The sequence below is a fragment of the Williamsia sp. Y844 genome (assembly GCF_056786475.1).
Genome location: NZ_JBXCJB010000001.1, coordinates 2,365,014 through 2,388,244 on the forward strand (window position 1 = coordinate 2,365,014; position 23,231 = coordinate 2,388,244).

22 protein-coding genes and 1 pseudogene are annotated in these 23,231 nt (G+C 63.6%); all 23 read right to left on the bottom strand.

Translation table 11 applies throughout. The annotated features are described in order from the left end of the window. Positions 1-28: 28 nt before the first annotated feature. Positions 29-2,173 (bottom strand): translocation/assembly module TamB domain-containing protein, encoded by a 2,145-nt coding sequence (locus tag AC1TQG_RS10770; protein ID WP_482136899.1) that lies wholly within the window; start codon positions 2,171-2,173, stop codon positions 29-31. A gap of 402 nt (positions 2,174-2,575) precedes the next feature. Next, positions 2,576-2,953: a hypothetical protein gene (locus AC1TQG_RS10775; RefSeq protein WP_482136900.1), complete on the bottom strand. Its 378-nt coding sequence runs from the start codon at positions 2,951-2,953 to the stop codon at positions 2,576-2,578. A 33-nt stretch (positions 2,954-2,986) separates the two neighbouring features. Then, positions 2,987-3,361: a hypothetical protein gene (locus AC1TQG_RS10780; protein ID WP_482137350.1), complete on the bottom strand. Its 375-nt coding sequence runs from the start codon at positions 3,359-3,361 to the stop codon at positions 2,987-2,989. A gap of 110 nt (positions 3,362-3,471) precedes the next feature. Further along, a pseudogene (nrdH, locus tag AC1TQG_RS10785) lies at positions 3,472-3,717 on the bottom strand (glutaredoxin-like protein NrdH); the annotation flags it as partial. An 18-nt stretch (positions 3,718-3,735) separates the two neighbouring features. Next, positions 3,736-4,458, bottom strand: coding sequence for a hypothetical protein (locus AC1TQG_RS10790; RefSeq protein WP_482136901.1), 723 nt, complete (start codon positions 4,456-4,458; stop codon positions 3,736-3,738). Positions 4,459-4,535: 77 nt separating this feature from the next. Beyond that, a complete protein-coding gene (locus AC1TQG_RS10795) occupies positions 4,536-5,855 on the bottom strand; it encodes a hypothetical protein (RefSeq protein WP_482136902.1) in 1,320 nt (439 codons plus the stop codon). An 88-nt stretch (positions 5,856-5,943) separates the two neighbouring features. Further along, positions 5,944-6,678 carry a DUF4913 domain-containing protein gene (locus AC1TQG_RS10800; RefSeq protein ID WP_482136903.1) on the bottom strand — a complete coding sequence of 245 codons (735 nt, stop codon included), beginning with the start codon at positions 6,676-6,678 and terminating at the stop codon, positions 5,944-5,946. Continuing rightward, entirely contained in the window at positions 6,675-8,441 is a 1,767-nt protein-coding gene (locus tag AC1TQG_RS10805) for a type IV secretory system conjugative DNA transfer family protein (RefSeq protein ID WP_482136904.1), read from the bottom strand. Before AC1TQG_RS10805 ends, AC1TQG_RS10800 begins: the two co-directional genes overlap by 4 nt. Before the next feature lie 36 nt (positions 8,442-8,477). Then, the gene (locus tag AC1TQG_RS10810; protein WP_482136905.1) at positions 8,478-9,050 is read right to left on the bottom strand and encodes a hypothetical protein; all 573 of its coding nucleotides are present in this window, start codon (positions 9,048-9,050) and stop codon (positions 8,478-8,480) included. Further along, positions 9,050-11,047: a transglycosylase family protein gene (locus tag AC1TQG_RS10815; protein ID WP_482136906.1), complete on the bottom strand. Its 1,998-nt coding sequence runs from the start codon at positions 11,045-11,047 to the stop codon at positions 9,050-9,052. Before AC1TQG_RS10815 ends, AC1TQG_RS10810 begins: the two co-directional genes overlap by 1 nt. Before the next feature lie 29 nt (positions 11,048-11,076). Beyond that, positions 11,077-11,439, bottom strand: coding sequence for a hypothetical protein (locus AC1TQG_RS10820; RefSeq protein WP_482136907.1), 363 nt, complete (start codon positions 11,437-11,439; stop codon positions 11,077-11,079). Further along, complete coding sequence (locus AC1TQG_RS10825) at positions 11,436-13,442, bottom strand: hypothetical protein (protein ID WP_482136908.1); 2,007 nt, start codon at positions 13,440-13,442, stop codon at positions 11,436-11,438. The genes AC1TQG_RS10820 and AC1TQG_RS10825 overlap by 4 nt, the downstream gene beginning before the upstream one ends. Positions 13,443-13,500: 58 nt before the next feature. Beyond that, positions 13,501-14,493, bottom strand: coding sequence for an SCO6880 family protein (locus tag AC1TQG_RS10830; RefSeq protein ID WP_482136909.1), 993 nt, complete (start codon positions 14,491-14,493; stop codon positions 13,501-13,503). Between the two features lie 63 nt (positions 14,494-14,556). Continuing rightward, entirely contained in the window at positions 14,557-14,817 is a 261-nt protein-coding gene (locus AC1TQG_RS10835; protein ID WP_482136910.1) for a hypothetical protein, read from the bottom strand. A gap of 34 nt (positions 14,818-14,851) precedes the next feature. Further along, positions 14,852-16,348 (bottom strand): SCO6880 family protein, encoded by a 1,497-nt coding sequence (locus tag AC1TQG_RS10840; protein WP_482136911.1) that lies wholly within the window; start codon positions 16,346-16,348, stop codon positions 14,852-14,854. Between the two features lie 59 nt (positions 16,349-16,407). Next, positions 16,408-17,955 (bottom strand): TrbL/VirB6 family protein, encoded by a 1,548-nt coding sequence (locus AC1TQG_RS10845; protein ID WP_482136912.1) that lies wholly within the window; start codon positions 17,953-17,955, stop codon positions 16,408-16,410. Continuing rightward, entirely contained in the window at positions 17,949-18,854 is a 906-nt protein-coding gene (locus AC1TQG_RS10850; protein ID WP_482136913.1) for a DUF8175 domain-containg protein, read from the bottom strand. The genes AC1TQG_RS10845 and AC1TQG_RS10850 overlap by 7 nt, the downstream gene beginning before the upstream one ends. Positions 18,855-18,856: 2 nt before the next feature. Further along, on the bottom strand, positions 18,857-19,549 hold the full coding sequence (locus AC1TQG_RS10855; RefSeq protein ID WP_482136914.1) for a DUF8175 domain-containg protein: 693 nt from the start codon (positions 19,547-19,549) through the stop codon (positions 18,857-18,859). Beyond that, positions 19,474-19,743, bottom strand: a complete 270-nt coding sequence (locus AC1TQG_RS10860; protein WP_482136915.1) for a hypothetical protein — start codon at positions 19,741-19,743, stop codon at positions 19,474-19,476. The genes AC1TQG_RS10855 and AC1TQG_RS10860 overlap by 76 nt, the downstream gene beginning before the upstream one ends. A 27-nt stretch (positions 19,744-19,770) precedes the next feature. After that, complete coding sequence (locus AC1TQG_RS10865; RefSeq protein ID WP_482136916.1) at positions 19,771-20,061, bottom strand: hypothetical protein; 291 nt, start codon at positions 20,059-20,061, stop codon at positions 19,771-19,773. A 45-nt stretch (positions 20,062-20,106) separates the two neighbouring features. Continuing rightward, positions 20,107-20,745, bottom strand: coding sequence for a hypothetical protein (locus tag AC1TQG_RS10870; protein WP_482136917.1), 639 nt, complete (start codon positions 20,743-20,745; stop codon positions 20,107-20,109). 38 nt (positions 20,746-20,783) lie between these two features. Continuing rightward, positions 20,784-22,100 (bottom strand): hypothetical protein, encoded by a 1,317-nt coding sequence (locus AC1TQG_RS10875; protein ID WP_482136918.1) that lies wholly within the window; start codon positions 22,098-22,100, stop codon positions 20,784-20,786. A gap of 17 nt (positions 22,101-22,117) precedes the next feature. Continuing rightward, positions 22,118-23,140: a DUF8176 domain-containing protein gene (locus tag AC1TQG_RS10880; RefSeq protein WP_482136919.1), complete on the bottom strand. Its 1,023-nt coding sequence runs from the start codon at positions 23,138-23,140 to the stop codon at positions 22,118-22,120. Positions 23,141-23,231 lie beyond the last annotated feature (91 nt).

Consider the following 23,231-nt stretch of genomic DNA (forward strand, 5'->3'; position numbering starts at 1 on the left):
TGGATGCCGTGGTCGTGTGCTGCCTGGTTTATTCGGATCTTTTCAATAGCCCGGTCAGGCCAGCGATGAGGAGCGCGGCCATGACCCATGACAGCCCGCGCAGTATGAGCAGCATGGTGACGAGGATGCCATTGGTGGTGCGCCAATCGGTACCACTGGCGGGCAGAGGCAACGTGTTTGAAGCTGCAAGAGCGAGGCTTGTAGATGCGGTGAAGCAGGGATAGCTGACAGTGCCGGCCTGAAGCAGCGCACAGTCGGTGGTGCCGGTGATCTTGTCCGGTGCAGGATCGTTTGGGTCTTGCTCGTCGTGCGCTGCCGCGACGCTGTGGGCCAGCGCCGGGTTTGCGGGCACGAACGCATCTCTACTGAACCAGATCAAAGCCACCGTGCACACAAACAACACCAGCAGGACTCCGACACTGCGCAGCGGGCGGTAACCGTGTCCAGCGATCGCGTTGTAGACCGCACCGCCCCACCTGGTCGGCGATCGCCATGAGCTGCTGCGCGAGGTTTGAACCGCTGCATAGTGACGAAGCTGCCGGGCACCCGCGGGGTTGCCATGCCGGCCATACACGTCTGCGAAGGCGTGCCAGGGATCGGGATCGAATCGTATTGTCTTGCTGGTGCTGAGCCACGTCGTGAGCTTCTTGGAGTCGTTGGCAAGCTCGCCGTACAGATGACCGACACGCAATCCAGAAGCGGAAACTTCGCCGGGAGGTATGGCGGCGCCGGGAGTTGTCAAAGCGTCGATATTTGCGTTGGTGAGGCTGATTGTTGTTAAGGCAGTTGGTCGTAGTACCAGGTTGGCGATGGTTGTGGCGTTCAGGTTGACTACGTCGATCTCAGCGGATGTGAGTGTTAGATGGCCGGCAATGCGGGCGCCGGTTGCTTGGACTGATCCGGTGGCAGTGAACCCGTCGTCGACGTGCAGGCTGCCGTCGATCTTTGTGCTTTCGAGATGTAAAGCGACGCCACTGGGATTGTCGATTCGCGCCCCGCGCAGTGACAGTTGGCCGGTGATGTGGGCGCCGGTAAGTCGGATTGTTCCGGTGGCGGTGAATCCGGAGGTGGCGAAAATGCTTCCGATGATGCGGGCGTCATCGAGATGTAGTGCGGCACCCCGGTGGTTGTCGATTCGCGCCCCGCGCAGTGACAGTTGGCCGGTGATGTGGGCGCCGGTAAGTCGGATTGTTCCGGTGGCGGTGAATCCTTCGTCGGCGAACAGGTTTCCGTCGATTTGTGCGCCGTCCAGGTGTAAGGCAATTCCGCCGGGGTTGTCGATGGTTGCCCCGCGCAGTGCCAGTTGGCCCCTGATGTGGGCACCAAGGGCACGAACCTCACCCATGGCGGTAAATCCTGAGGCAGCGACGACACTGATCTGTGCGCCGTCGAGATGCAGCGCGCAACCCCGGGGGGCGTAGATAGCCGCGTCGGTTAGTGCAAGTTCGCCGGCGATGCGGGCGGCGTGAGCTCGTATTCTTCCGGCGGCGGTGAATCCGTCGGCGAACAGGTTTCCGTCGATTTGTGCGCCGTCGAGGTGTAAGGCAATTCCGCCGGGGTTGTCGATGGTTGCACTACGCAGTGCAAAGTTGCCGGTGATGCGGGCTGCTTGGGCTCGGACTGTTCCGGCGGCGGTGAATCCGGCGGCGAGCAGGTCTCCGTCGATTTGTGCGCCGTCAAGATTGAGGGCATTTCCTTTCGGGTTGTCGATGCGCGCACCGAACAGCACGAGTCGGCTGCCGAAGTGGGCACCAAGGGCACGAACCTCGCCCTTGGCGGTGAATCCGGCGGCGAGCAGGTCTCCGTCGATTTGTGCGGCGTCGAGGTGTAAGGCGACTCCGGCGGGGTTATCGATGGTTGCCCTGTGCAGTGCCAGTTGGCCCCTGATGTGGGCACCAAGGGCACGAACCCCGCCTATGGCAGTGAATCCCTTGTCGACGAACACGCTTCCGTCGATTTGTGCGCCGTCGAGGTGTAAGGCGACTCCGGCGGGGTTGTCGATGGTTGCCCCGCGCAGTGACAGTTGGCCCCTGATGTGGGCACCAAGGGCACGAACCCCGCCTATGGCAGTGAATCCGTCGGCATTGAGATTTCCGGCGATCTGCGCACGATCGAGGCATACCCCGGATGACAAGGTTCCTGGGAGATAGAGGCTGTGTAGATGACTGTCCATTGCAGTGAATCCATCACGTAATCGGCAGCGAAAAAGAGTGATCGGAAATGAAACGATCACGTTGTCCAAGTCGAGAAAACCCAAGATGTAGCCGCCGGAAATGATCAGACCTTTTGGATCCACAAACCCCGGTGGTTTGATCAGCGCTGCGCGCAACTGGTCTGCAGGGATCTGACGTTTCGCGGTAGGGAGCCCGCGGAGGCCAAGGGGAATCCCCTTGGCCATGCATCGGTGTAACTCGGCTACCCATGATGGAGTGTCGGCATCGTCGTTTGCCACGGTGTGGTGACTCCTTGGCGTTGGATGCCGGTGGTGGGTCAGAACTCTATCGGTTGCTGATGTGTGAACTTGGCAGGGCGGGGCGGTGTCGGAAACGGGAGTGTCTCCGACACCGCACCTGCCTCATCGGGAGTGGCCGCGCTGGGGAGCAGATTGCTGCAGAGCGGGTCGAGCGGTGGTGTGCGCCCGTACCGTTTTTGATTGATCGGCGATGGCGTCGAGCGCGGACGGTGGCTGGAGCGGTTTGCGGTCCTTGAGACGTTGTTGGACCCGCGATCCGAGTGTCGTGGAGAACTCTGCTTGTACCGCCAGGGCTTGGTCGAGATAGGCGCCGGCCTGTTTGCGTTCGCTCTCGGTGGATTCGGGCCGGATGATGACGTCGCTCGCTTGGGTGGAGGCGTGGTGGGCGTGTGATCGTCGGCGTTCGCTGTCGACGGATTCGGCGTTGGCCGCGGCGAGTGCCTGCTGGGCATCGCTGAGAAGTTCTGCGGAGGTGTTCACCTGGGCTACTCCTTTCTGGTTGGTGGGTGTGGGTTACGTGCTGATGCCGCCGATGAAGTACCAGCCGCTACGGGAGGGGATGGAGTTAGTGGAATAGAAGTAGTCAGTTTTCGGGATCATGGGCCTGTTGAAATCGTCCCGGCAGTGGTTGATCGTGGGGTACGGGCCGATGCCCTCGCCCTGAATGGGCATTGGAGCGGCGGCAGCGGCAACGCCGGTGCCCGCGAGTCCTGCCAGTGTGGCGGCCGCAGCTACGGCCATGGAGGCGGCGGCGGCCTTGGTGGGTGCTGTGGGGTCACCGTCCTTTCGGAGGAATTGGGGATTGGGATTGGGGTCACACTCGGCGCGGCCCGCTGTGGCGGCTTCGGTCGTCGAGTGCGGCGGTTCGTTCGATTGGCGGGGCGACAACCTGCGCCGGGATGGGGTTGTGGCCGGTGCCGGAAGCGGTGGCGCGGATCAGGTCGCCGGTGGCTTGTGCTGTCGGCCGGTGGTGATGGTGAGGCTGATCGCTGTCTGGCGGCCAGGGCCTTGATGTGGTCGGGGCGGAAGCCGGACCAGTGTTGGTTTTCGGTGACGACGACGGGTGCTTGGAGGTAGCCCAGGCTCATGACGTAGTCGCGCGCTTGGGGGTTTTCGGTGATGTCGACGATTTGGTAGTCGAGCCCGTTTTTGTCGAGGGCTTTGTAGGTGGCGTTGCACTGCACACACTCAGGCTTGCTGTAGACCGTGATTGCGGCACCTGTGTCAGCTGGTGATTGGGGCAGGGGCGCAGACACCGACCCTCACCCGCCCGCGATGGCGGCTGGCAGCAGGTCCGAGAGCCGGTGTTCGTGCCAGTCCCGGTAGCCGTGTGCGTCGAGGCAGACTGCTGTCGCGGGGTTGTCCTCGGGATCGTCGACGTGGACAAGTTTCACAGCAACCAGGTGTTTGACGCCCGCACGCGATATAGCCTCTGCATCCAGGCCGGGATGGGAGTGATGGATGATGGCCTGCACTACTTCCAGGCCCTGATCATCGCGGACTTGGCCTGCGAGCCACACGGCTTTGCGGGCGGCGTCGGCGGCGACGGCGAGTTCGTCGGTGATCTTGTCACGGTCTTTGGGGTGAACGGTGTTGTACCACACGGGATTGCCCTCGGTGTCGGTCAGCGCGAACACGGGCACGATCTCGATCTCGTCTTCGCCGTCATCGGTGCGGCGGCGCTTTTCCACTAGCTCGCCGGCGGTGTACAGCTCGACAGTGGGGGCGTCGGCGGCCGACGCCGAGAGCTGGCGCGCCTTATCTGCCACTGCCTGGGCGGCATCGGCCCGGAGCTGGTCCATGTCAACGTTGAGTTGTTTGCGGATCTCGGTTTTGACTTTGGGCCACAAGGATTTACCTGCGTGCTTGTTCTTCTCGCAGTATTTGAAGATGGCACTGGGTGTGTCGAACTGCCGCAGTTCGTCGGCGTGTTCGGCGACGAATTTTTTGGCCTTGTCCCATTCCTGTGCTCGCGATGTTGCCATGGCGGTACTTCCTTTTCACTTCGTTGGTTGCAGAGATTGCATGAGGTGCTGTGGAGGTTCTGTGTCTGCTGGGTGGTTCAGCGGGCTTGGTGTTGTTGCTTGTCGTTGATTTGGGTGAGGTTGCGGACCTGACCGGTGCGGTTAGCCGAACCGCCAACCTTGGCCGCAGCTCCAACTGCGGCCGCTGGAGGGTGGGCAGAGCTCAGGTCGGCGCTCATCCGTGCGGAGATGGCTTCCTCGGATGCGTCGGTGTTCTGGCGCACCCATGTTTCGGTGTTCTCGCGACGTTCCGCGCTGTCGTAGGGGACCGCCCGATCGCGGGCGAGCAGTGCCGCCGCCGAATCGAGCCCTGGACCTGTTGTCATCTGCTGTGCGGCCTCGGCGACGTCGCCCCAGGTGCCCTGGCCGGTGGTGGGGTCGGGCATGTTCAGCAGCGACGCAGCCAGTTCATCGTGGGTGACCGCGTCGTTGTCCTGGCCAGTCGTGTGCGGGAGATTGAGCAGCGGTGCCGACGGATCGTGTTGCTCAACCTGGTCGTTGTCGCGAGCCTGGGTGGCGGGCAGGTTGAGCAGCGGCGATGAGGTGCTAACGCCGGGGGTTTGGATCTGGCTCTTCTTCGCGAGCATTGCCCGGATTTCTTCGCGAGCCGCCACTGCCACTGGTGAGAGTTCGGCAGGGGCCTGGGAGGGTCCACCATCGGCTTCGATTTCAGCGTCGATCTGGGTGTCTTCGCGGTCGGCGTCCTTGACCAGGGACACCGCCACAGCCTGGGCAAGGGTTGAATCGGCTCCGTCGTTGCGTTGAGCGCCAGCACGTCGCTCTGCCTCGCGCTCAGCGCGTTCGCGGGGCGTCATGTACGCCTCGGCCAGTGCGGTATCGAGATCCTGGTCGGAGAGTTCAGCCAGGTCGATGCCCTTGTCTTTGCGGACGCGTTCTTCGATGACCTCGGCGGCGTTGATTGCTGCCCCTGACTCTTCGCGCCATTCCTGGGCTTGGCGGTAGGCGGTAGCGATTCCGCCGGGGGTTGCTTTGTCCCACCACGCATCTCGATCAACCCGGTTGAGTTGGTACTCGGCGATCCGGCGGGCCGTCTGGTGCCGTTCTCGGTCGGCGTAGACCTTGTCGCGGGCAGCATCGCGTGCAGCGGCAGCTTTATCCCGTGCGGCTTGCTGTAGTTGGCGTTGCTGTGCTGACTCTGCGGCGGCGAGCTCCCGCTCGGCGGCTTCGGCGGTGGCCTGGGTTTCGCGGGCCTGGCGTTCGAGTTCTTGCTGGCGTTGCTGCCGTACTCGCGCCCGATGCTGGGCCATCTGGGTGGCCATCATCATCCCCATCCGCAGCATTTTCCCTACGGTCTGGGACGCTTCTTGTTCGTGGCCGGTATCGGCTCCATCAGTCATGAGTATTCTCCTTGTGGTGTGTGGTGATCAGTGAAAACTGTTGTGAGTCAATCAATCACCTCCGATTTCTGGTGGGCTGCTTCGTGCGTCACAGGGTCAGCGACGATGGGGTGTCGGGGCGGGGATCGCCGCCGGCCGCAGGAGCGGCGGCGGGAATGGTGCCGTGGGCGCGTACGGCGTTGCTGACTTCGGCTGGAGTGGTGTCGAACAGCCCGGGTGGGGTGGGGTCACACGGCAGCGGTGGCAGCGAATCTTGGCTGTGTTTGGTGGCTTTGCAGCCCACCAGAGGCCCTGATGGGGAGGTCAGAGCGTTCATCAGGGGAAGGAGATAGTCGCGTTGCCAGACCGCTGGTCCGGTACCTGGATCGTTGCGCAGCACTTCGAACGAGAGCCACAACCCGGTCAGGGTGACTACGGCGGGCTCGTGTTCGAACCAGCGGGGGCACCAGATGTATTCGCGGCCGTTGATGACGTCGCGGCGGAATACGCGGGTGATGTAGCCGGTGACGAACGCATCGAGGGTGTCGAACTGGAGCTCGGGCTCGATGGGGTACACCAGGTCGGCGACGGCTTCGACCACGGCTTCATCGACCGCAGGGCCGCGGACTGCGGCTGCTGCGGCGCGGGCGATATCGGCCTCGAACTGGGCGAGGAGTTCGCTGCCTTCGATCGCTTCTTCGATGGTTCCTGCGGCAGCTGTCACCAGTGTCCCGGCAACGGTTTTCGCTGCCTTGGCGTGGAGCATGGTCGAGATTTGATCGGTCAGTGCTGCGACGGTGGCAGCACCAGGATCGGTGAAGGTGGCGGCGCTGAGGTCGGTCATTGTGCTGGTTCCTTGCTCAGGTCGATCTTGACTTTGTTGGCCACCGCTGCGGCGGCAGCCGCGGCTTTTTTGCCCAGGGCGGTCAAGGTGAAGTCGGTTGTTTTGACCACGACGGGTGCGGCGGAGCCGTTGAATGCGATGGCGCGGCCTTTCGGGATCGCTGCCAGTGCTGCCACGTCGAGGATGCGTTCGGTTTGGGTGCTGCGCGAGGTTGATCCGCCGCCACGCCCGGAGCTGCGCGAGACCGATTGGTACTGGTAGTTGCCGATCAGTTGGGACAGATCTTCAAGCCGGTCACGGGTTTTGGTGCCGCCGCCGTAGATGGCGATACCTGCGGCATCCCAGAGGGTGTCCCAGCCTTCTTTGCCGAACGCGGTCACGCCCTGACTCATCGACTGGAACATTGCCGACAGGAGGATGCCTCGAGAACCGTAGTGGGTGTATTTTTCGGGCATTGCTGGCCACCGGATCACGTTGCCGGCTTCATCGAGCTGGGCCACCAGCGGAACATGGAGCCGTCCGCCTTGTTCGGAGGCCAGGTTTTCAGCGGCCTCGCAGATCGCCACGGTCAGCAGTGAGGCTATGGGGCCAGCGGAGCTGCCGCCGTCGCTGCTGCCCTGGGAGAGCACGTAGGCGGTGTCGGTGGAGGCGACAAAGTCGCGGACCTCGAAGTGTGGCCGTCCATCGCGGGGATCGGTGATCCACTCTTGCACGGTGGACATGGTGAACACCGACGCCCAGTTCAGAGCGGTCTCGAACACGCCGCCGCGCTGGTCGGAAGGGGAGGCGACCGTTGCGCGTACTTCGTTGGCCAGTCGCGGCCAGCCATGACGATCGAGGATGTGCGCGGCGTCGCTCGCCGCAGTGTGGTCAGTGGTCCATTCGGCCACTACTGCCGCAGGCAACTTGTCGAGCGCGGCGGCGAGCAACAGGCTCTTGAGCAGGCGGGATGCTGCTTTGTGAAAGAACTCGGCGCTGCCTCCACCGGCGCCGGCCGATGAGGGCACTCCGCTGACAGCCAGCACGCTGACGGCTCGTTCGGCGCTGTCGTCGTCGGTGACGTACGACAAGGGGTTCCACCAAGAGTCGGGTTTGGCTTTGGCGATCTCTTGCAGGTCGAACAGCCAGATCCGGCCGCGCTGGGCACGGTAGTCGCGGGTGGCCTTGATCATGTGGTCGTACTTGTTGGAGGTGGCCAGCACCGGGCCGGGTGCGCTGAGGATGCCGGGGATGATTCGGGTGCGGGTTTTACCGCGCCGTGGACCCCATACGTCGACGGTGCAGGTTTCCCAGTTCGAGAACAGTCCACGACCACCGGTGACGGCGCGGCCTACGGGTAGTCCGGGGCCGAAAGAGGCTGGTATGTCCAGCATTTTGGATAGTTTCCGGCAGCCTTTGGCTGTGAGGAACTCGATCTCGCGGCCGCGGCCCATCAGGGGCGCGGCACGGTCAAAGACCCTGGTCATTGTGCGGCGCGAGTAGAGCCACAACCCAGCTCCGATGACAGCGAGCAGTAGCAACGTCAACAGGACGGCCACCGCAGTCATTGCGCCGGTCCACTGGGTGCGGCCCTGGGCGAGGTCGACGACCAGGGTCACGGGATTGAGCGCGGCGTCGGCTCCAGTCAGAAAGACCGCGCCGACCAGCACGAAAGCGATTGCTGCCAGCAGTGCAATCACAGCGCCGCCGAGAACGACTTCGGGTTCGTGTGTGCCAGCGCCCCTGCCAGGGGCGACTCTGCGAGGTGATCCGGTCATGCTCATGGCGTCTCCTATGGTCGATATCGTTGTCTGACAGGGCTATTGGCTGGTCGTTGTCGGATACGTGCTGACCTTCCATTGGCCGTCGGTGGCGGTCAGTTCGGTCTGGGCGGTTAGCGTGCGGTACGGGGTCGATCCACCATCGAGGTGCAGCACGGTTTGGATGACTGTTGCGCGGGCAACTGCGCGGGTCGGGTTGATGGAGGTGACCTGGATGTTCTCGACGCGGGCGGTGATCAGATCCCCGGAGGTGCGCCACTGATTCCATTCCGCAGACACCCGCACTTTGCGGTCTGGCTGTTGGGCTGAGGCCAGCGCTTGTCCGGTGAGATTCGGGATGGCGCGGGCAAGGGCGTCGGTGGGGGACTCATCGGTGACCGGCTCCCAGCTGAATACTGTTGTCAGTACCGAGGTCAGCGCAGTGTCGGGTTGCCCTTGGGGCAACCCTGGCGGCGCACTGTAGTGCTCGCCGTGCCCTGGGCTGGCGCTGTGGTCGCGGTCGTCTGGGGAGTCCGATCCGCACGCCGTCAGGGCCAGGGCTGCAAGCAGTGCCCCAAACAGCAGTGCTGCTATATGCGTTGTGTGGGAGCGGTTTTGATTCCGATTTGTCATCAGTCCAGCCCTTGATTGGAGAACTCGGTCATGTACCGCACGACCTTGGCGCCGTAGGGCCGGGTCTGGGTGTCGTAGTCCCCGCCCGAGGGTTCACCACCAGCGGAGAGGATCGCGCCGACGCCCGCGTTGTAGGACTCGGCGTAGAGCTTTTCGCGGCCTCCGTCGGCCGGTGCCTTCACCGTTCCAGCGGCGATCGCAGCATCGACTTGGCGTGCGTTGTCGCAGGAGTAGCGGCCCGCGGCCATCACGGCATCACCAATGTCGACCGGTGTAGCGGTGCCGTTGCCGTCGTCGTCTTTGGCCCAGGACGGATAGGTGTAGTTCATGAACTGCATGGGTCCTTCGGCGCCGTCCGGGGAGACCAGGGTGGCGTTGAAACCTGTTTCCTGCTTACCGATTCCGGCCAACAGCGCCGAACTGATCTGTGGGCACAGTTTCCCGGCCTTGCGGAACCACGGTTCATACTCTGGCGGCACCTTGCCCGCGACCAGGTTGTCGACCCCACCACCAGTTGTGTCGGAGGGGGCGCATTCGGTGGTCGAGCTGCTTGATCCGCCGGTGACACCGGGTGCGGTGTAGACCTCGCTGCCGGTAGGTATTCCGCCGCCAATCACGGTGATGTGCACGTGGTCGAAGTGGTTGGCGGTCTGGCCACCGCGGTCTTCCATGATGCTGGTGGTGCCATCAGCGGCGGTATAGCGCTGGCGCCAGATGGTGTACTCGACGTGGAAGAAATCCTTGTTGTCCAGCGCATACTTCTGGACCTGATCACCCAGGGCAATGCCGTCAGCCGCAGTGTAATTCGGGATCATCACGTCCACGGCCCGCCCGTACGGGTGATCAGTGAAACCGCCGCCGTCAGAACGCCAGCCGCCGATGGTTTGGACCTGTGGGAACTTCGCCGAGATCGCGCGGGCTACGCGGATTGCGTCGACCTGGAAGTGCGCTTCTGTTCCTTTGGAGGCAGGCAACGCAGGCAATGGGCCAGAGTCCTTGGCAGCGTTGGAGTCGGGTGCGCTGGCCTGTTTGGGGCCGGTGGCGGCGTTGACGAACGCCCCTGCCGGGGCCGGCTTTTTACTGGTCACCCCGGCTTCGACGGAGGTCACTGGCCATGCGGGCCACCCCTGGGTGCCCAGTACCTTGTTCGCGATTTCCATCTGTTGTTCGCGGGTGGCCTTGTCGGCGGTGGCTGCGTACTGGCCACCACCGTTCCCGGTCCACGTGGACGGGGCGAATTGGAGACCACCGAAGTAGCCATTGCCGGTGTTGATGGCCCAGTTGCCGCCGGATTCGAGCTGAGCAACTTTGTCCCAGTCCGCAGCGGTGACGATCGACGGATCAGACGGATCAGACGGTGCAGCAGGAGCAGGAGCAGGAGCAGGAGCTGGTGCGGCCATGACATCAGGTGCGGGACCGGCAACAACGGGCGTGGAGCCAGGTTCGATGCCCTCGGTGACCCACCCGGTCGGGTCGATGGCGGTACCACCACCGAAGTCGCGGTGACCGCCGTCCCAGACCGCGAAATGCAGGTGTGCGCCGCTGGACTGGCCATTGTTGCCGCGCTTAGCGATGAGCTGGCCGGCGGTGACGTGTTGGCCTGGCTTGACCAGCACACCGTCGGGCCACATGTGCCCGTACACGGTCGACCATTTGTGACCGTTGACGTTGTGGTCGAGCACGATCCACTGCCCGAAGCCGCTGGCATCTCCGGCGGCGATGACGGTCCCATCTGCGGCGGCGAAGATCGGTGCCCCTTCCGGTCCGGCCATGTCGATGCCCTGGTGGGCGGTTCCGTCGCGGGGGCCGAATCCTGAGCTGATCTGAAAGTCGGCTGTGTGCATGGGCTTGACCTTTTGGCCAGGCATGAGCGATCCGCCGGTGGGCACGTCGATGGCGGCGTCGGCAGGTGCACAGATGTCATCGTCACTGGCGACTGCGCCGAGGATAATTCCGCAGGCAGCAAGCATGGTGATCATGACCAAGATCAGGGCCATGACTCCTTTGGCTGCACCTGATTCGCCCACTATCGACCGCCGCTGGAGTGGCGGCGGGTCATGTCCGCCAGTTCACGGTTGATGCGTTGGGTCACGGCCAAGCGCGCTTCGAACTCGCGCTCACGCGAGCCGAGGGTGTCCTCGCGCCCGACGCCGGCGATCTTGCACCAGCGCAGGACAGTCGAGACGCCACACCCGATGTTGGTAGAAACATCGGTGGCCGCAGCCGAGACCGACATCCGTGTATTGCTCAGAAGCTCGCGGACCGCTGAGACCGCGAGTTGCTGTACCTCCACCGGGTGCGCGGACCTGGAGGGGTTGTGGGTGCCGAGGCGATCAGTCAAATCGGCCGATGGTTGTTGTGCGCCACCAGATGAAGGGTCGATGCTCACGCCACGGCCCCCTTGGCGATCTGCTTTTTGCTGCGACCGCGTTTGAACCGGCTGTTGGTGTTGTGCAGTTCCTCGCTGTGCTCGGTGGGGGTGAGCAACATTTGTACGGGAATGCCAGGCAGGTTGGCCTCACCGTTTTTGATGATGAACTTGCCCATGCCTGGCGGAATGGCGTGGGTGCTGCTCTGTTCGGGACGCACTCCCGAGTCCCAGTCGGCTTCGCTGACTTCGGGCACCACCGCGTCATCGACACCGCGCGGGGGAGTGGCCCATTCGGCCAGGGTCTGGGCTTCTTGTTCGTTGAGGTTGACTTTGCCTTCCATCAACCGGGCTTCTTCCATGGGCAGGGGGAAGCAGATAGTGGCGCGAGCGCGATCGAGGAATCCCATGGCGCGCTGGCGATCTTCCATCGAGTCAAAGGCTTGGAGATCTTTGACGGTGTGGGTGGTGAACAAGGTGCCGGTACCTTGTTTGCGCTGCACGCGGGTTACTTCGTCGACCCGCTGCACGATGCCGTTGCCGACTCCGAGGACCAAGGAGAACTCGTCGCACACCAGGTTGTAGTTGCGTGGTCCTTGCAGGCCCGCATCGGTGAGTTTGTGCGAGGCTTCCACCGCGGAGAATCCGTCGGACCAGCACGCCAGCAGCACTGCTGCGCGCAGGGCGTGATCGGAGTCGGGGATGTTGGACATGTCCACGCACACACCGAGGGCGTCGATGTCGATGGGTGTTTCGGTCTGAGCGTTGAAGATTTCTCCGAACTGGCCCGACACCATTTGATCGAGGGATTGGCGCAGGTTCTCGGTCAGCAGTAGGTAGCGGTCGATGGCTCGCTCGTCGCCGGGCCGGCGGCCCAGGGACCCGGAGGCGTCGAGAAGCTCTCGGGCACGCCCAAGTTCGGGATTGGTCCGTGCGTCGACCTCCATGTCCGTCTCCACGGCGTCGATCAGTGTGGTCGGTGCCTTGCGCAGCAGGTCCAGTACGTCGCCGGGGATCGGTGCGTAGGCGAGGTTGAACTCGTTGTGAGTGCTGTAGAGCACTCGCAGGGCTGTGGTCAGCAGGGTGCGTTCGTGTGGCTCGATCCGTTTGCCCGAGGAGATTTCCAGCAGGCCAATCGCCGCTGACACCTGGCGGGCGCGCATCTCGCGTTCGGCCATTTTGCGTTGCGCCGTGGGCAAGCGGGCAATCAGCTTTCCGAACGCACCCACCGCCAACGGGTTGAGCGGGTGCCCGAAACCCACCGCCGAGACCTGGGGGCCGTATTTGGCGCCGGTGTCCGGGTTGATGAGTTCTTCGCCGTGGGCATCGCGGGGAACCATTTTGCGCATGAGGTCGGTGAAGTCAGGGCGGTGATCGCCCATGATCAGCGGACGAACGCCGGTGGCCAGGTCGTACATGACTTGTCGGCGACCGAAGGTGGACTTGCCAAAACCGTTGAGGCCGAACACAAAGGCAGAGGGGGCGGTGATTTCTCCGGCCTCAAACCATTCCAGGGCCGAGAAGCCGACGATCGCACCGGTTTCCTGATGGATGCCGACCGGAGCACCGGCCAGTGGCGCAGAAGCGCCGACCGGGAACGGGTACAGGCCAGGCACTTGAGCTGTGGTGCCGCGAAACTCGGCAGGGCGCGAGACATGCGAGACCTTGCCGCCTCCCTTGCCTTCGTAGCCGCTATTGGTTCGGCGCAGCGCCGGGATATCAAACTCGATCGGCCGCCTGCTTGCAGCTTGAAGCGACTGTCGGCGGCGGGCGTCGTTGTCCAGCCGGGAGCGGGCGACAGCAGCTTTGATCCCTAACCCACCGAGCTGGGCCTGGTCCTCGAGGTCTTCGCGATGATCTTCGTCGTAGAGCTCGCGGAGCTTCTTCTTTTTGACCTTGGTTGCTGGTGGTGGTGTGGTCAGGGTGCCTGCGTTGAGTTCGAGTACACCGTCGGCCGGAGTTGGTTGGTCCTGCGGGTCGTTGTGGTGCCGTCCGCTGCGAGAAGACAGATCGGTAATTGTCATGCGGGCTACCTGCTTTCACGAGAGACCGGGGCAAGAAAGTGGGCCATGGTTGGAAGGGTTAGGACGACGCGGCGGGCCGGTGGCGGTGTTTGATGGGTTCGTCGTCGATCTGGCTGTGCTCGGGCAACAGCACCCCGATCCCGAGGCCGGCGGCGAACAGTTCGGCGTGCCGGTCGTAGCCTTTGCGGATGCCCAGGCGGGCGTAGAGCGGTAGTCCCTGCCCGGTGCCGTCTGGGCCGTGTGAGATCGGGCTGATCGACGGGGTGCGGCCCAGCGGTTCGGTGATGGTTGCGATGGCTCCGAACCGCTCCAGGCTCGGCGTGTGGAGTAGCGCTTCGGGCTGGTCGGGGTCGATGTCGGGGGACAGTCGGGTGGAGCGGTAGGTCACCGTGATCCGTTTGCGCGGCACTGCTGCGGACGGTGCAATCAGTCCCCGGATGATCGGAGCGTCGAGCACGTGCGGAGAGATGGTCCAACTCGATGAGACGAATCCGTCGTGGCACAGTAGGTTTCGCACTCGGTGTTCTTCCACGGGACCGACCTCGGGCCAGGACACCCCGGCGGTGTCGGTGATCTCGTTGTAGGCCGCGCACGCCAGGTCGAGCACGTCGCCGCTGTGCATCGGTGCCACCGACAGCCCGGTGCCCAGCAGCGAGCCGACTAGTGCAGGTAGGCGGGCTCCGACCTCGACGCCCATTTCAGCGGCCTCTTTGCGGGTGTCGTCGGCCACGGCAGCGAAAGTCACCGAGATATGGGCCCGGACAGCGATATCGGCGTCGGGATCAAGGTAGTGGTGGCCATCGGCGATGAGCCACTGCCTGCGACCGTCGATACTTGCCGGGGCGCTCTCCCACACCGCTGACAGCGCAACCACGTCCGGCGCTGAAGGCCCCATGGTGATGCTGTGATTACCGAAGAGATCGGCCCATTGCTCCGCGGTGCCTTCACAGTGCAGCAGCACCGTGTAATGGGCTGTCTGCTCGGCCTGGATCAGCGCGAACGTGTGCCCGCCAGCGGACGGGTAGTCGCCGATTGCCAGGTTCGTCGACACCTGCGGCAACCGTGCAGTAGAACGCCCCAACCGGCGCGAGCGGCGCACCATGGAAACCATCGCTCAGCCCTGCTGCGTCAGGTCGCCGGTGTCAACAACGCAGAGCCGTAGAGCCTTGCGTCCGGAGCGTCGTTGTGTGATGGCCAGTTGCACGACGTTCAGGGCTATCACCAGCAGGACGATCATCATCGTCCAGAAAGGCGGAAGGAAGGCTGTGGCCAGTAGAGAAATTGACGCTGTGAACAACAGGCTGAGAGCGTGCTGTTCGAGTAGCTCGGAGAGCGGGTGCGGGGCTGGGAGCTGGGACCGGTTGGCCGTATTCATGGTGATGTGTCCTTTTCTGTTGGGAGAGAAAGGGTTACGCGGCGAGTTTGTCGGAGACGGAGGATTCTTCGGCGAGGACGATGCCCAGGCCCAGACCAGCCTCGAAGGCTGCAAGTTGTTGGTCGTAGGCCGGTTTGAGTCGTGTGGCTGCCGCCAGACCGAGGTCGGTGACCAGGGTTTGGATTTTGCGGGTGTCTCCGTCGACAGGAAGGGTGGCGGTGACGATCATCGATACGCGGGTCAGGCCCGCACCGCGGGCCTGCTCCTGGCGGGCGGCTTCGCTGTTCTCCATACGGACCAGTGATCGTTCGTCGAGCTTGCCGACATGGGTGCGGATGGCGTTACGGGCGTCGTTGTGGTCTTTGTTGACCGTTCGCGTTGCCTCCGACGGCGTGTAGGGCTGGTAGACGAATGTGACTCGTTTACGGGGGATCTCAGCGCGAGTGTTGAGTAGATCGGTTAACACATTCGAGTCGAACGGTGCTTCGGGCTCACCGACCATGGTCCAGTTCAGTGATCGGGCAGCGTCATGCAGATAGAAACCGTGCTGGTCCGACGAGGACGCCGGTCCGCAATCTTCCCAGCGCAGCCGCATCGGCTCGCCGGTCATCAGGCCGGTTTCGAGGTCGAGTTCGTCAGAAGGGGAGAAGGATCGGCGAGCTACGGCGCACAGTTCGCGTTCGAGCATGGGACGCACCCGCACACCGGCGGAGTGCGCGTAGTCCAGAATGCGGCGGATACGCCGGGACACTTCATCGCCCATTTCGGTGGCCGAGCGTTTGCGGAACGCGGTGTCTGCCGCCCACGTGATCGCGATGCGCGCTTCGAGTTTGACCTCCGCAGACGGGATGTTCTCGACGCTTTCGATGATCACCTGGCGGGCGATGGCAGGGGCTTTGGGGTCCAGGCGCGATCGCATCAGCGTGGAGGCGCGCTGACCGGATTCGGGCAGTGTCTCGACGGTGATGGTGACCGCGACGAGGTCGGGTGATTGACCCAGGAAAGTCAGCATGTCGCCGAGGCGGGCGACCCAGCGGTCACGGGTGGACTGAACATTCCACTCCCCGCCCTGGGGCCATGACCGCAGTACCAGGGTGTAGAAGTTGCGTGCGGTCAGCTCGATCAGGGCGAACGGTGCGCTGCCATCTCCAGGGTGAAAGTCGAAGGTCCGCGATGTCGCCAATAGCCCTGGAGGTGGTGTCCCGATCGGGACTGCGCTAAACGGCCCGGACCGGTACATCGAATACCCGCGCCGCATTTCAGCGGCGACTGCGGCCTTGCCGATACCCACTTCCCAGACCGAGCGGCCACCGATGGACAACACCAGGGGCAGGAACAAGATCGCCAGCGAGAACGGGATGCCCAAGAACTTGACCAGCGGCGGCAACGGGGACATGAAACCGATAACGCACAGCAGCACAAAGCCCAACCCGAGCATGGTGGAAAACATCGTCAGGCCGAAAGCGCCCGACGAGCGGAACGCTTGGGCCGGCCGGTAGAGCAACCGTTGCTGTGATGTTTTGTCAGACATCAGTTTCCGTCCTAATGAGTGGATCGCTTGTTGGTGGTGAAGGAGCTCTAGGGAAGCCGTCAGTGGTCCATGGCGTTTTCGCCCCACCCGGACTGCATGCGCGGCTGCATGGAAACCGGGGGACCGCCGACGTCGGCCTCATTACCGATGGCCGAACCGGTGGCCCCGACTGCACCGCCGGCGCTCGAGCCCACACCCGCTCCTGTGAGGGCCTTTTGTGGTCCGCCCTGGTTGCCGTTGTCACCGCTGCTGGAGGAACCTTCGTTGCCGCCAGAGAGCGCAGGCTGAGCACCGGGACTGACCGACGGCGGAGACGACGCGGGACTGTCACCGCCGCTGGAGGAGTTGTTGGACGAGCTGGTGATTTGGCCTTGGGATTGTTGTCCGGACCTGGTGGCAATCGACGAGGTGGACGCTGCGCCTCCAGCAGCTGATGCGCCGCCGGTCGCGACAGCCCCGCCGACTGCTACCGCTGCGCCGACTGCGGCTCCGCCTGCCGCAGCACCGGAGGCGCCGGCGCCCATGGAACCGATCACCGGGGCAACCAAACGCATCAGGGACGGAAGGACCAATGCGCACATGGCCATGAGCACCATGCCCAATACGACCTGTTGATCGTTGTCTTTTTGGGCTGCACCTTTGAAGGCAATGAAGTAGACCATTGCCCCAACAGGTTTGAACAAAAGAAAAGCGACTGACCAGCTGATGAGGCGCTGGTAGGTTTGCGATCCTGGCCCGGTCCCGGAAAAAGATGCGGCCACCGGCAACACGCCGACGACCAGCACTAGCATCGCTTGACGCAGAATCAAGAACGCGATTTGAAGGAGCGCGCCAAGGAAGCCGAACAGGCCCAGCAAGCCCAGCGCGGTCGTGCCGAACGAGGAGCCGGTCAGCACATCTAGCCGGAGGAAGTTTTTGATGATGTCGCCGTCTTGACCGCTACCAATAGCTTCGCCGACGAGCCAGTTGGAGAAAGCGTCCGAGATCTGGCCACCGACGGTGATGAACAGGGGAATCACCGACATCGACAGGGCTGCGCGGAGCAAGATTTTGAAGCCGTCTTCGGCATCGTCTGCCAGGCTTCGCTTGCGGTCCATCATCATTCGGAAACCGAAAAACATCAGCGAAAAGGCCAACCCGACGACCTGGATTTGCACCATGTGGTCGTGAATGTCCTGCATCAGGCTGTTGCTGTTGTCCAGCTCAGGGGTCGGGAGTTTGATCCACCAGGTCAACGCCCAGCTCAGGACCTTCTGGTACGACTCCAGCAGGGAGTTGACGATCTTCTCGAACGATCCTCCGACCACTGAACTGGTCGCGTCACCTACTTTGTCCTTGAGGACGCCGCCAGCGAGGTCCAGGCCTTTTTCACAAGCAGCTCCGGTACCGGGGATGATGGTGCTGACAGCGGTGCACGCAGGGTTAGCAGCGGCTGGTCCGGCGCCACCGCTGACCATCGAACCGGCGGTGAACGCGAGCACAGTGACCACCAGTGCCAGGCACAGTCGACGCATCCAGCTCGCGGTACGGCATCGTTGTTGTGCTGGCTCCGCCGGTGTGAGCGCGGCCGCGGCCGGAAGCGTCGGTGCCTCGAGGGTGCTCACCATTGCGACCACCCGATCAGGTTGGACACGGTTGATCCGGTTTCGACGCCGTCGTTGGGCACCACCCATTTCCAGGTGCCGTCACGCCAGAGCACGTCGAACGCCACGGTCGTTGCCACTGCTCCGTCTGCACGGCCTTCGGCCAGCGGGACAGCGACTTGGATGTTTGCGTAATCAGCGTCGTAGTTCGAAATCTTCACCGCGACGGGCACATCAGACATGCTCAAGGGCATCTGCTGGCGCAACGTGTCGATGGAGTCGCGCTCGGGACCGAGCATGCGGTCCGCGGTGCCCTGGGACTGGGGTGTGATCACCGTACAGTCGGCCAGTAGCGCGGTGGTCTGTGCGCGCGTTCCCCAGCCAGCGCGCTGGTAGATCTGCCATACGGCCATGACCGCACCCTGTGGGGTGCGTGAGAATCCGGCGGGAACACCATCTTGGGACACGCTGGTGGGGCCGTCTGAGGTCGAGAACGGCAGCGGGAACCCGTTGACCCGCTGCCACATCAAGCCCTGGGGTGCGGCAATAGGTTCTGTGGCGGCGTCTGAGTCAGGTACTTTCGACGGTTTGTCGGTTTGCGGAAGAACCTGGCCCAGGGGATTGGTGGGGGTCTCCACCCGACGACCGTGCTGGTCAGTGCTCGGAATGCCGAAGGCGTTAGGCGGCAGCTCGGTGATCGGGGGTTGAGCTGTGGGTTGCCCGGTGCCTTGCGGGAAGCGGGGCGCCACAGCCTTGTCGTCGTCGCTGCCGCTGTTCAGTGCGACCAGGACGGTCCCGCCGATAATGGTGAAGATGATCAGCAGTGACACCAGCAGCGTGGTGCTTTTGTAGCCCTGTCGTTGCCGAACATCGAGCATTCGCTGCATGCGGGAACGGTCAGCATCAGGGTCGGGTATAGACATGGTCAGGCTCCTTCGATCCGCACTGCTGCGGGTGGAAGAGACGAGATCGACTGCACCGCAGCATCTTGGGTGGCGTCGGGAAGCAGCAGTCCCCAGTCGTTGAAACCGGTCCACACCACGGTGGTGTGGTTGACGGCCACCGACTGATCAGGGAACCGGGTGTACACATCGACGTTCGCGCGCTCATCGCTGTAATTCGTGACACTCCACCCGAGCACCACCGGCGCTTGATCTGCGGGCACGGGATCGGTGGTGGAGAGCTGGATTCGACTGGTGATGAACGCATCTCGGGAGGGTCCGGGCGCGAGTAGTGTGCGCGCGACCTGGGGCCATTGCTGATCGGTGGCCACCGACATGCGGATGGTGGCGTTGATCGCGGCCAGCGCCGCGCCTGTGGGGGAGCGATCAAACCCATGCGGGATCACTGGATCGGTCGTGATGTGCGGACCCTGGTCAGCAGCGGGGATCGACATTCCGTTGAAATTGGTCCAGGTCAGCGCCGATGGAGGAGTATCGAGCCGCACAGTGGGCGGTTGGGACGACTGCGGATCGCCGCTGCTGCCGTCGCCTCCGCAGCCAGCCAGCAGTGAGAGCGCCGCGATCGCTGCTAGCAGGGTTGCTACGACAGTGCGACGGCCGCTACGTCGCTGGCGATCGTGGCGACCCACAGACCGACGATGATTTTCGTGAACCACTCGACGCTGCCGAGGTCCATCATCGGCCGATCCCTGACCTTTTCGTAGGCGATTCCCGCGGCCAGGAACAGCAGATGCATTGCGGCGAAGAAGTTCACCAGGAACAGAACGTAGCCGCCGAGGGTTCGGATCGGATCCATCACGTCGGCGGGCACATCGACCGCTAGCACCATGATCGGTATGTCCGAGTCCATGAGTTCTCCTCGTTGTGTCGGTGTTCATCACGCCATCGCGGCGTTGATGATGGTGGTGGCCGAGGATGCGACCATCGTTCCGGCGATGGCCCCGACGCAGATCTTGACGCCTTTGCCGCCGCCGTGGTCAGTGACTTTGTCCCAGGCGAGATAGCCGCCACCGACGAGGATGGCGATGCCGGTGGCGAAGTAGACCAAGAAGGTGGCCCACCCGCCGAAGGTGTTCAGCTTCTCCGATAGTCCGGGGATCGGGACCGAGTCGTAGGCAACGTAGTTGATTTGGGTTTTGGCGTAGGCCACGGAGGTTTGAATGCTCATGGGTTTCTCTCTTTCGGTAAGGAGCGAGCCGGTGGACAGGTGTGGTCAGCGGGCAAGTGCAGCGCGGGCACGATCACGAAGGGCGCGCCCGAGCTCCAGAACGTCGTCGTGAACATGAAGGGCAGGGTCGAACTTCTTGGTGGGCAGCGCGTCAGGGCCTGCCGAGGGCAGCCCTGCAAGAGGGTGGTCGATCAGGTAGGGGTGCCAGTCGATCTGCCAAATGTGCTCGAACAGGGGCACCAGTAGGTCTCGATGCCGTCTCAACGCTGGGTCTGGTTTCCCCGCCAACTTTGACGGCTTGCGTTGTGCGGCAATCAACACCAGGCCCAGGAGCTGAACGTGACCAGGGGCGTGGCCGGTGTGGTACTGCCTTGCTGCTGCTTCTGCTGCAGCTAGGCCACGAGCTGATTCTCGAGCAACGAGAACGACAAATGGTGCCTCGTTGGGCCTGGCGGGCCACCGCTGGCCGCTGTCGCCGACGTGTTCGAGTTGGGCGGACAGCGTTGATACTCCCGCGCCGCCATGGCAACCCACGGCCCAGATCAGCGACGGCGGACCAGGGTCGGTGCGCCAGTCGAGCATGTCGCATTCAGGCGGAGGCTCTATAGCGCCCGCCGTGAACGCCAGGACCGGCAAAGGGCCAGTGTTTGGTTGCTCGGTATCGATGATCGGGGCCGTGCTCATCTACGTCATCCCCTCGTTGGTGAGGTTGCGGTGCTGGGTCATTGCTTCGCAGGTGCCACGGTCTGTGGGTAGGTGATCTGCAATCCGTCGATGACCTGGGTGAGTCCGTCGCCGACCTGTTTGGTGACCGTCGCCACCGCCTCTTTTGCCGGTTCCTTGAGCGGGCCGAGCAGCTCGTACGGTGTGGCGGCTTGCTGCGCGGTCCAGCCGAGGTTCATGTCTTGGCCAGCGACGGTGGCTGAGATGTTCACGTCCCCCACAGTGTTGACCGTGTAATCCACCGCAGGCAGACCGGCATCGGCGGCGCTGGCGGCATCGAGAACCAGCTCGTACTGGTTGGCGCCGGGATTGGGCAGGGGTGTTGGAGAGGGACCGCGCAGGAAGTCTTCCCACTGCCCGATCAGGTCATCCCACGGAGCGGCTGGGTTGGTGTCGGCGTCGCCGCCGCCGATGGCATAGCCCAGACCAACGCCGATTGCTGCGCCGATGGTGCCGGCGCCGAGTGCTGCCACGGCTGCCACTGCGGCGGCAACGCCAGCTCCAGCAGCTGCGCCGATTGCCGCGCCCGGGCCGATGTTGAAGGGGGTGGGTGGAACCACCGAGCCGATCGCGGCGCCGATACCCGTTCCGATGGGGACCGTGAACAGTGCGGTGGCGATGAAGACTGGGACGCCGACGCTGACCGCGGCGCCAACACCCCCGACGACACCGAACAGCACTGCGGTGGCCGCTTTTTGGTCCGCCTCAGCGTCTGAGAATCCGACGGAACGGTAGAACTGTGCGATCTTTGCTTCCGCCCATGCGGAATATTCGTTGATCGACACTGCGACGTTCTCGGGAATCTCTCCGCGATCGACGACCTCAGTGCCGATACGGATCTTGTCGATGGGCACGTGTTTGGGTGCCACTGGAGCGGTTGGCACTGGGGTGTGGAGCTGCGGAGCGGGTGGGGCGGATGGCCCCATGGGGGCGGGTTCTGTCCAGGCCACAGGGGGTGCTTGCTGTGGGGGTGAGGGCAAGATGCCGGTCGGGTACGCAGGTGCGGGGTCGGGTTCAGGGGCAGGGGCGGGTGCGGGCTCTGCTGTGACACCGCCCTGTTCGGGTGACGGTTCGCTGGTGACTCCACCCTGTTCGGGGTCCGCCAGGGCGGGGCCGGCGAGAATGCCGCCCATGCCGATACTGGCGACAACACCGGCGGCGATCAGACGTGCAGCGAAAGGTGTTCCGGTGCAAGGTGTGGCCGGATGCGGGGTAGAGCGGCGAGACGGTGAATACATTGCGGTGTAGTCCTTTTCAGAGGTTGTTGTATGGGTTTCGAGGCGATGTTTGTGCGTGGTGTCGAGGCCGGACGCCATGGGGCGGTGCGCTCCTTTTAGGTGGTGGGGTCTTTGGTGATGGCAGTGATGACGGTCTTGCCGTCGACCTCAGCGGTCTGGACCAGTTGTCGAATGACGACGGGTTCGCCTCCGCCAGGGGGGATCTCACTCAACTCCAGCGCCCACAGTCCGTTACCGCGTTCGGTGATACGAGTGCAGTAGAGGGTGTCGGGGGGAAGTTGGGTGTCGATGAATGCCTGCATCGACTCCGCTGAGCCCATACGGGCCAGCTCGGTGCCGTAGCTGCGGGCTTTGGCTCCGTTGCGTTCGACGTAGTAGGCGTGCTCAAACGCTTTGATGACGGCAGGGCCGCTGGTGGTTCCGCCTGGATCGCGGCCAGTGGTCACTGCCCCGTCAACACGGTTAGGACAGTCCGCGTCGGGGGCGGGCGGTGTGCTGGGTTGCGGTGGCGCGGTGGCCGATGGCGTCGGCAGTTCAGATTGATGGGCGGCAGGGCTGTCGGTGTCGCCCATCGTCACGATCGCTACAGAACCGGCGACCAGGGCGACGAGCACAACTGTCGCGAAGACGGCCGCCACGATCCATCGGCGGCGGCGCTCTGCGCGCACTGGTTTTGACCGCAGCCGACGTGGAGCAGCTGCCTCAAGCGGCTGCGCAGCGGCTACCGGCGCAGTAGCGGGGGCCGGTAGCAGCGAACCAGCGGGTTGCCCATCGTCGTGGACGACGGCAGGTAACTCCGCTGCCGCATCGGGGTCGTAGCTGTGAGCGGGGGCCTGCGAAACGGCTGTTGAGCGATCGCCGGCCGCTTCGAGATCCGCATGGGTAGTAAGCCATCCCGACACTGCGGGATCGCGTGACCACGCCGCATCAGGCGAGAGCGATGCTGGTTCTACCTGGTCTGCCTTGGGTAGGTCTTCAGGGCCCGAGACGGGAGCGTCGTCAGCGGGGGTGCTTGTATCCACGTCGGCGAGCCAGTTCGATACGGCGGGGTCGTCGAGCCAGGACGGGTCTTTGCTTGCGGGCGGATAGGAGTTTGCCGACCTGTCGCGGTCAGTCATGATCGGTAGTCCTTTCCCTGGGTCGGAGGGAGCTCAGCGCGTGAGGTGTCCGTTCTGCGACTGGAGTGGTGATCTGTTCGCCACCAGAGAG

Coding starts and splice junctions, on each gene's coding strand:
- AC1TQG_RS10815 (WP_482136906.1), bottom strand. CDS start 11,047: ATGGCCCTGATCTTGGTCATGATCACCATGCTTGCTGCCTGCGGAATT.
- AC1TQG_RS10865 (WP_482136916.1), bottom strand. CDS start 20,061: ATGAGCATTCAAACCTCCGTGGCCTACGCCAAAACCCAAATCAACTAC.
- AC1TQG_RS10870 (WP_482136917.1), bottom strand. CDS start 20,745: ATGAGCACGGCCCCGATCATCGATACCGAGCAACCAAACACTGGCCCT.
- AC1TQG_RS10800 (WP_482136903.1), bottom strand. CDS start 6,678: ATGACCGACCTCAGCGCCGCCACCTTCACCGATCCTGGTGCTGCCACC.
- AC1TQG_RS10835 (WP_482136910.1), bottom strand. CDS start 14,817: ATGAATACGGCCAACCGGTCCCAGCTCCCAGCCCCGCACCCGCTCTCC.
- AC1TQG_RS10790 (WP_482136901.1), bottom strand. CDS start 4,458: ATGGCAACATCGCGAGCACAGGAATGGGACAAGGCCAAAAAATTCGTC.
- AC1TQG_RS10805 (WP_482136904.1), bottom strand. CDS start 8,441: ATGAGCATGACCGGATCACCTCGCAGAGTCGCCCCTGGCAGGGGCGCT.
- AC1TQG_RS10850 (WP_482136913.1), bottom strand. CDS start 18,854: ATGTCTATACCCGACCCTGATGCTGACCGTTCCCGCATGCAGCGAATG.
- AC1TQG_RS10860 (WP_482136915.1), bottom strand. CDS start 19,743: ATGGACTCGGACATACCGATCATGGTGCTAGCGGTCGATGTGCCCGCC.
- AC1TQG_RS10840 (WP_482136911.1), bottom strand. CDS start 16,348: ATGTCTGACAAAACATCACAGCAACGGTTGCTCTACCGGCCGGCCCAA.
- AC1TQG_RS10825 (WP_482136908.1), bottom strand. CDS start 13,442: ATGACAATTACCGATCTGTCTTCTCGCAGCGGACGGCACCACAACGAC.
- AC1TQG_RS10880 (WP_482136919.1), bottom strand. CDS start 23,140: ATGACTGACCGCGACAGGTCGGCAAACTCCTATCCGCCCGCAAGCAAA.
- AC1TQG_RS10810 (WP_482136905.1), bottom strand. CDS start 9,050: ATGACAAATCGGAATCAAAACCGCTCCCACACAACGCATATAGCAGCA.
- AC1TQG_RS10795 (WP_482136902.1), bottom strand. CDS start 5,855: ATGACTGATGGAGCCGATACCGGCCACGAACAAGAAGCGTCCCAGACC.
- AC1TQG_RS10770 (WP_482136899.1), bottom strand. CDS start 2,173: ATGGACAGTCATCTACACAGCCTCTATCTCCCAGGAACCTTGTCATCC.
- AC1TQG_RS10875 (WP_482136918.1), bottom strand. CDS start 22,100: ATGGCGTCCGGCCTCGACACCACGCACAAACATCGCCTCGAAACCCAT.
- AC1TQG_RS10845 (WP_482136912.1), bottom strand. CDS start 17,955: ATGGTGAGCACCCTCGAGGCACCGACGCTTCCGGCCGCGGCCGCGCTC.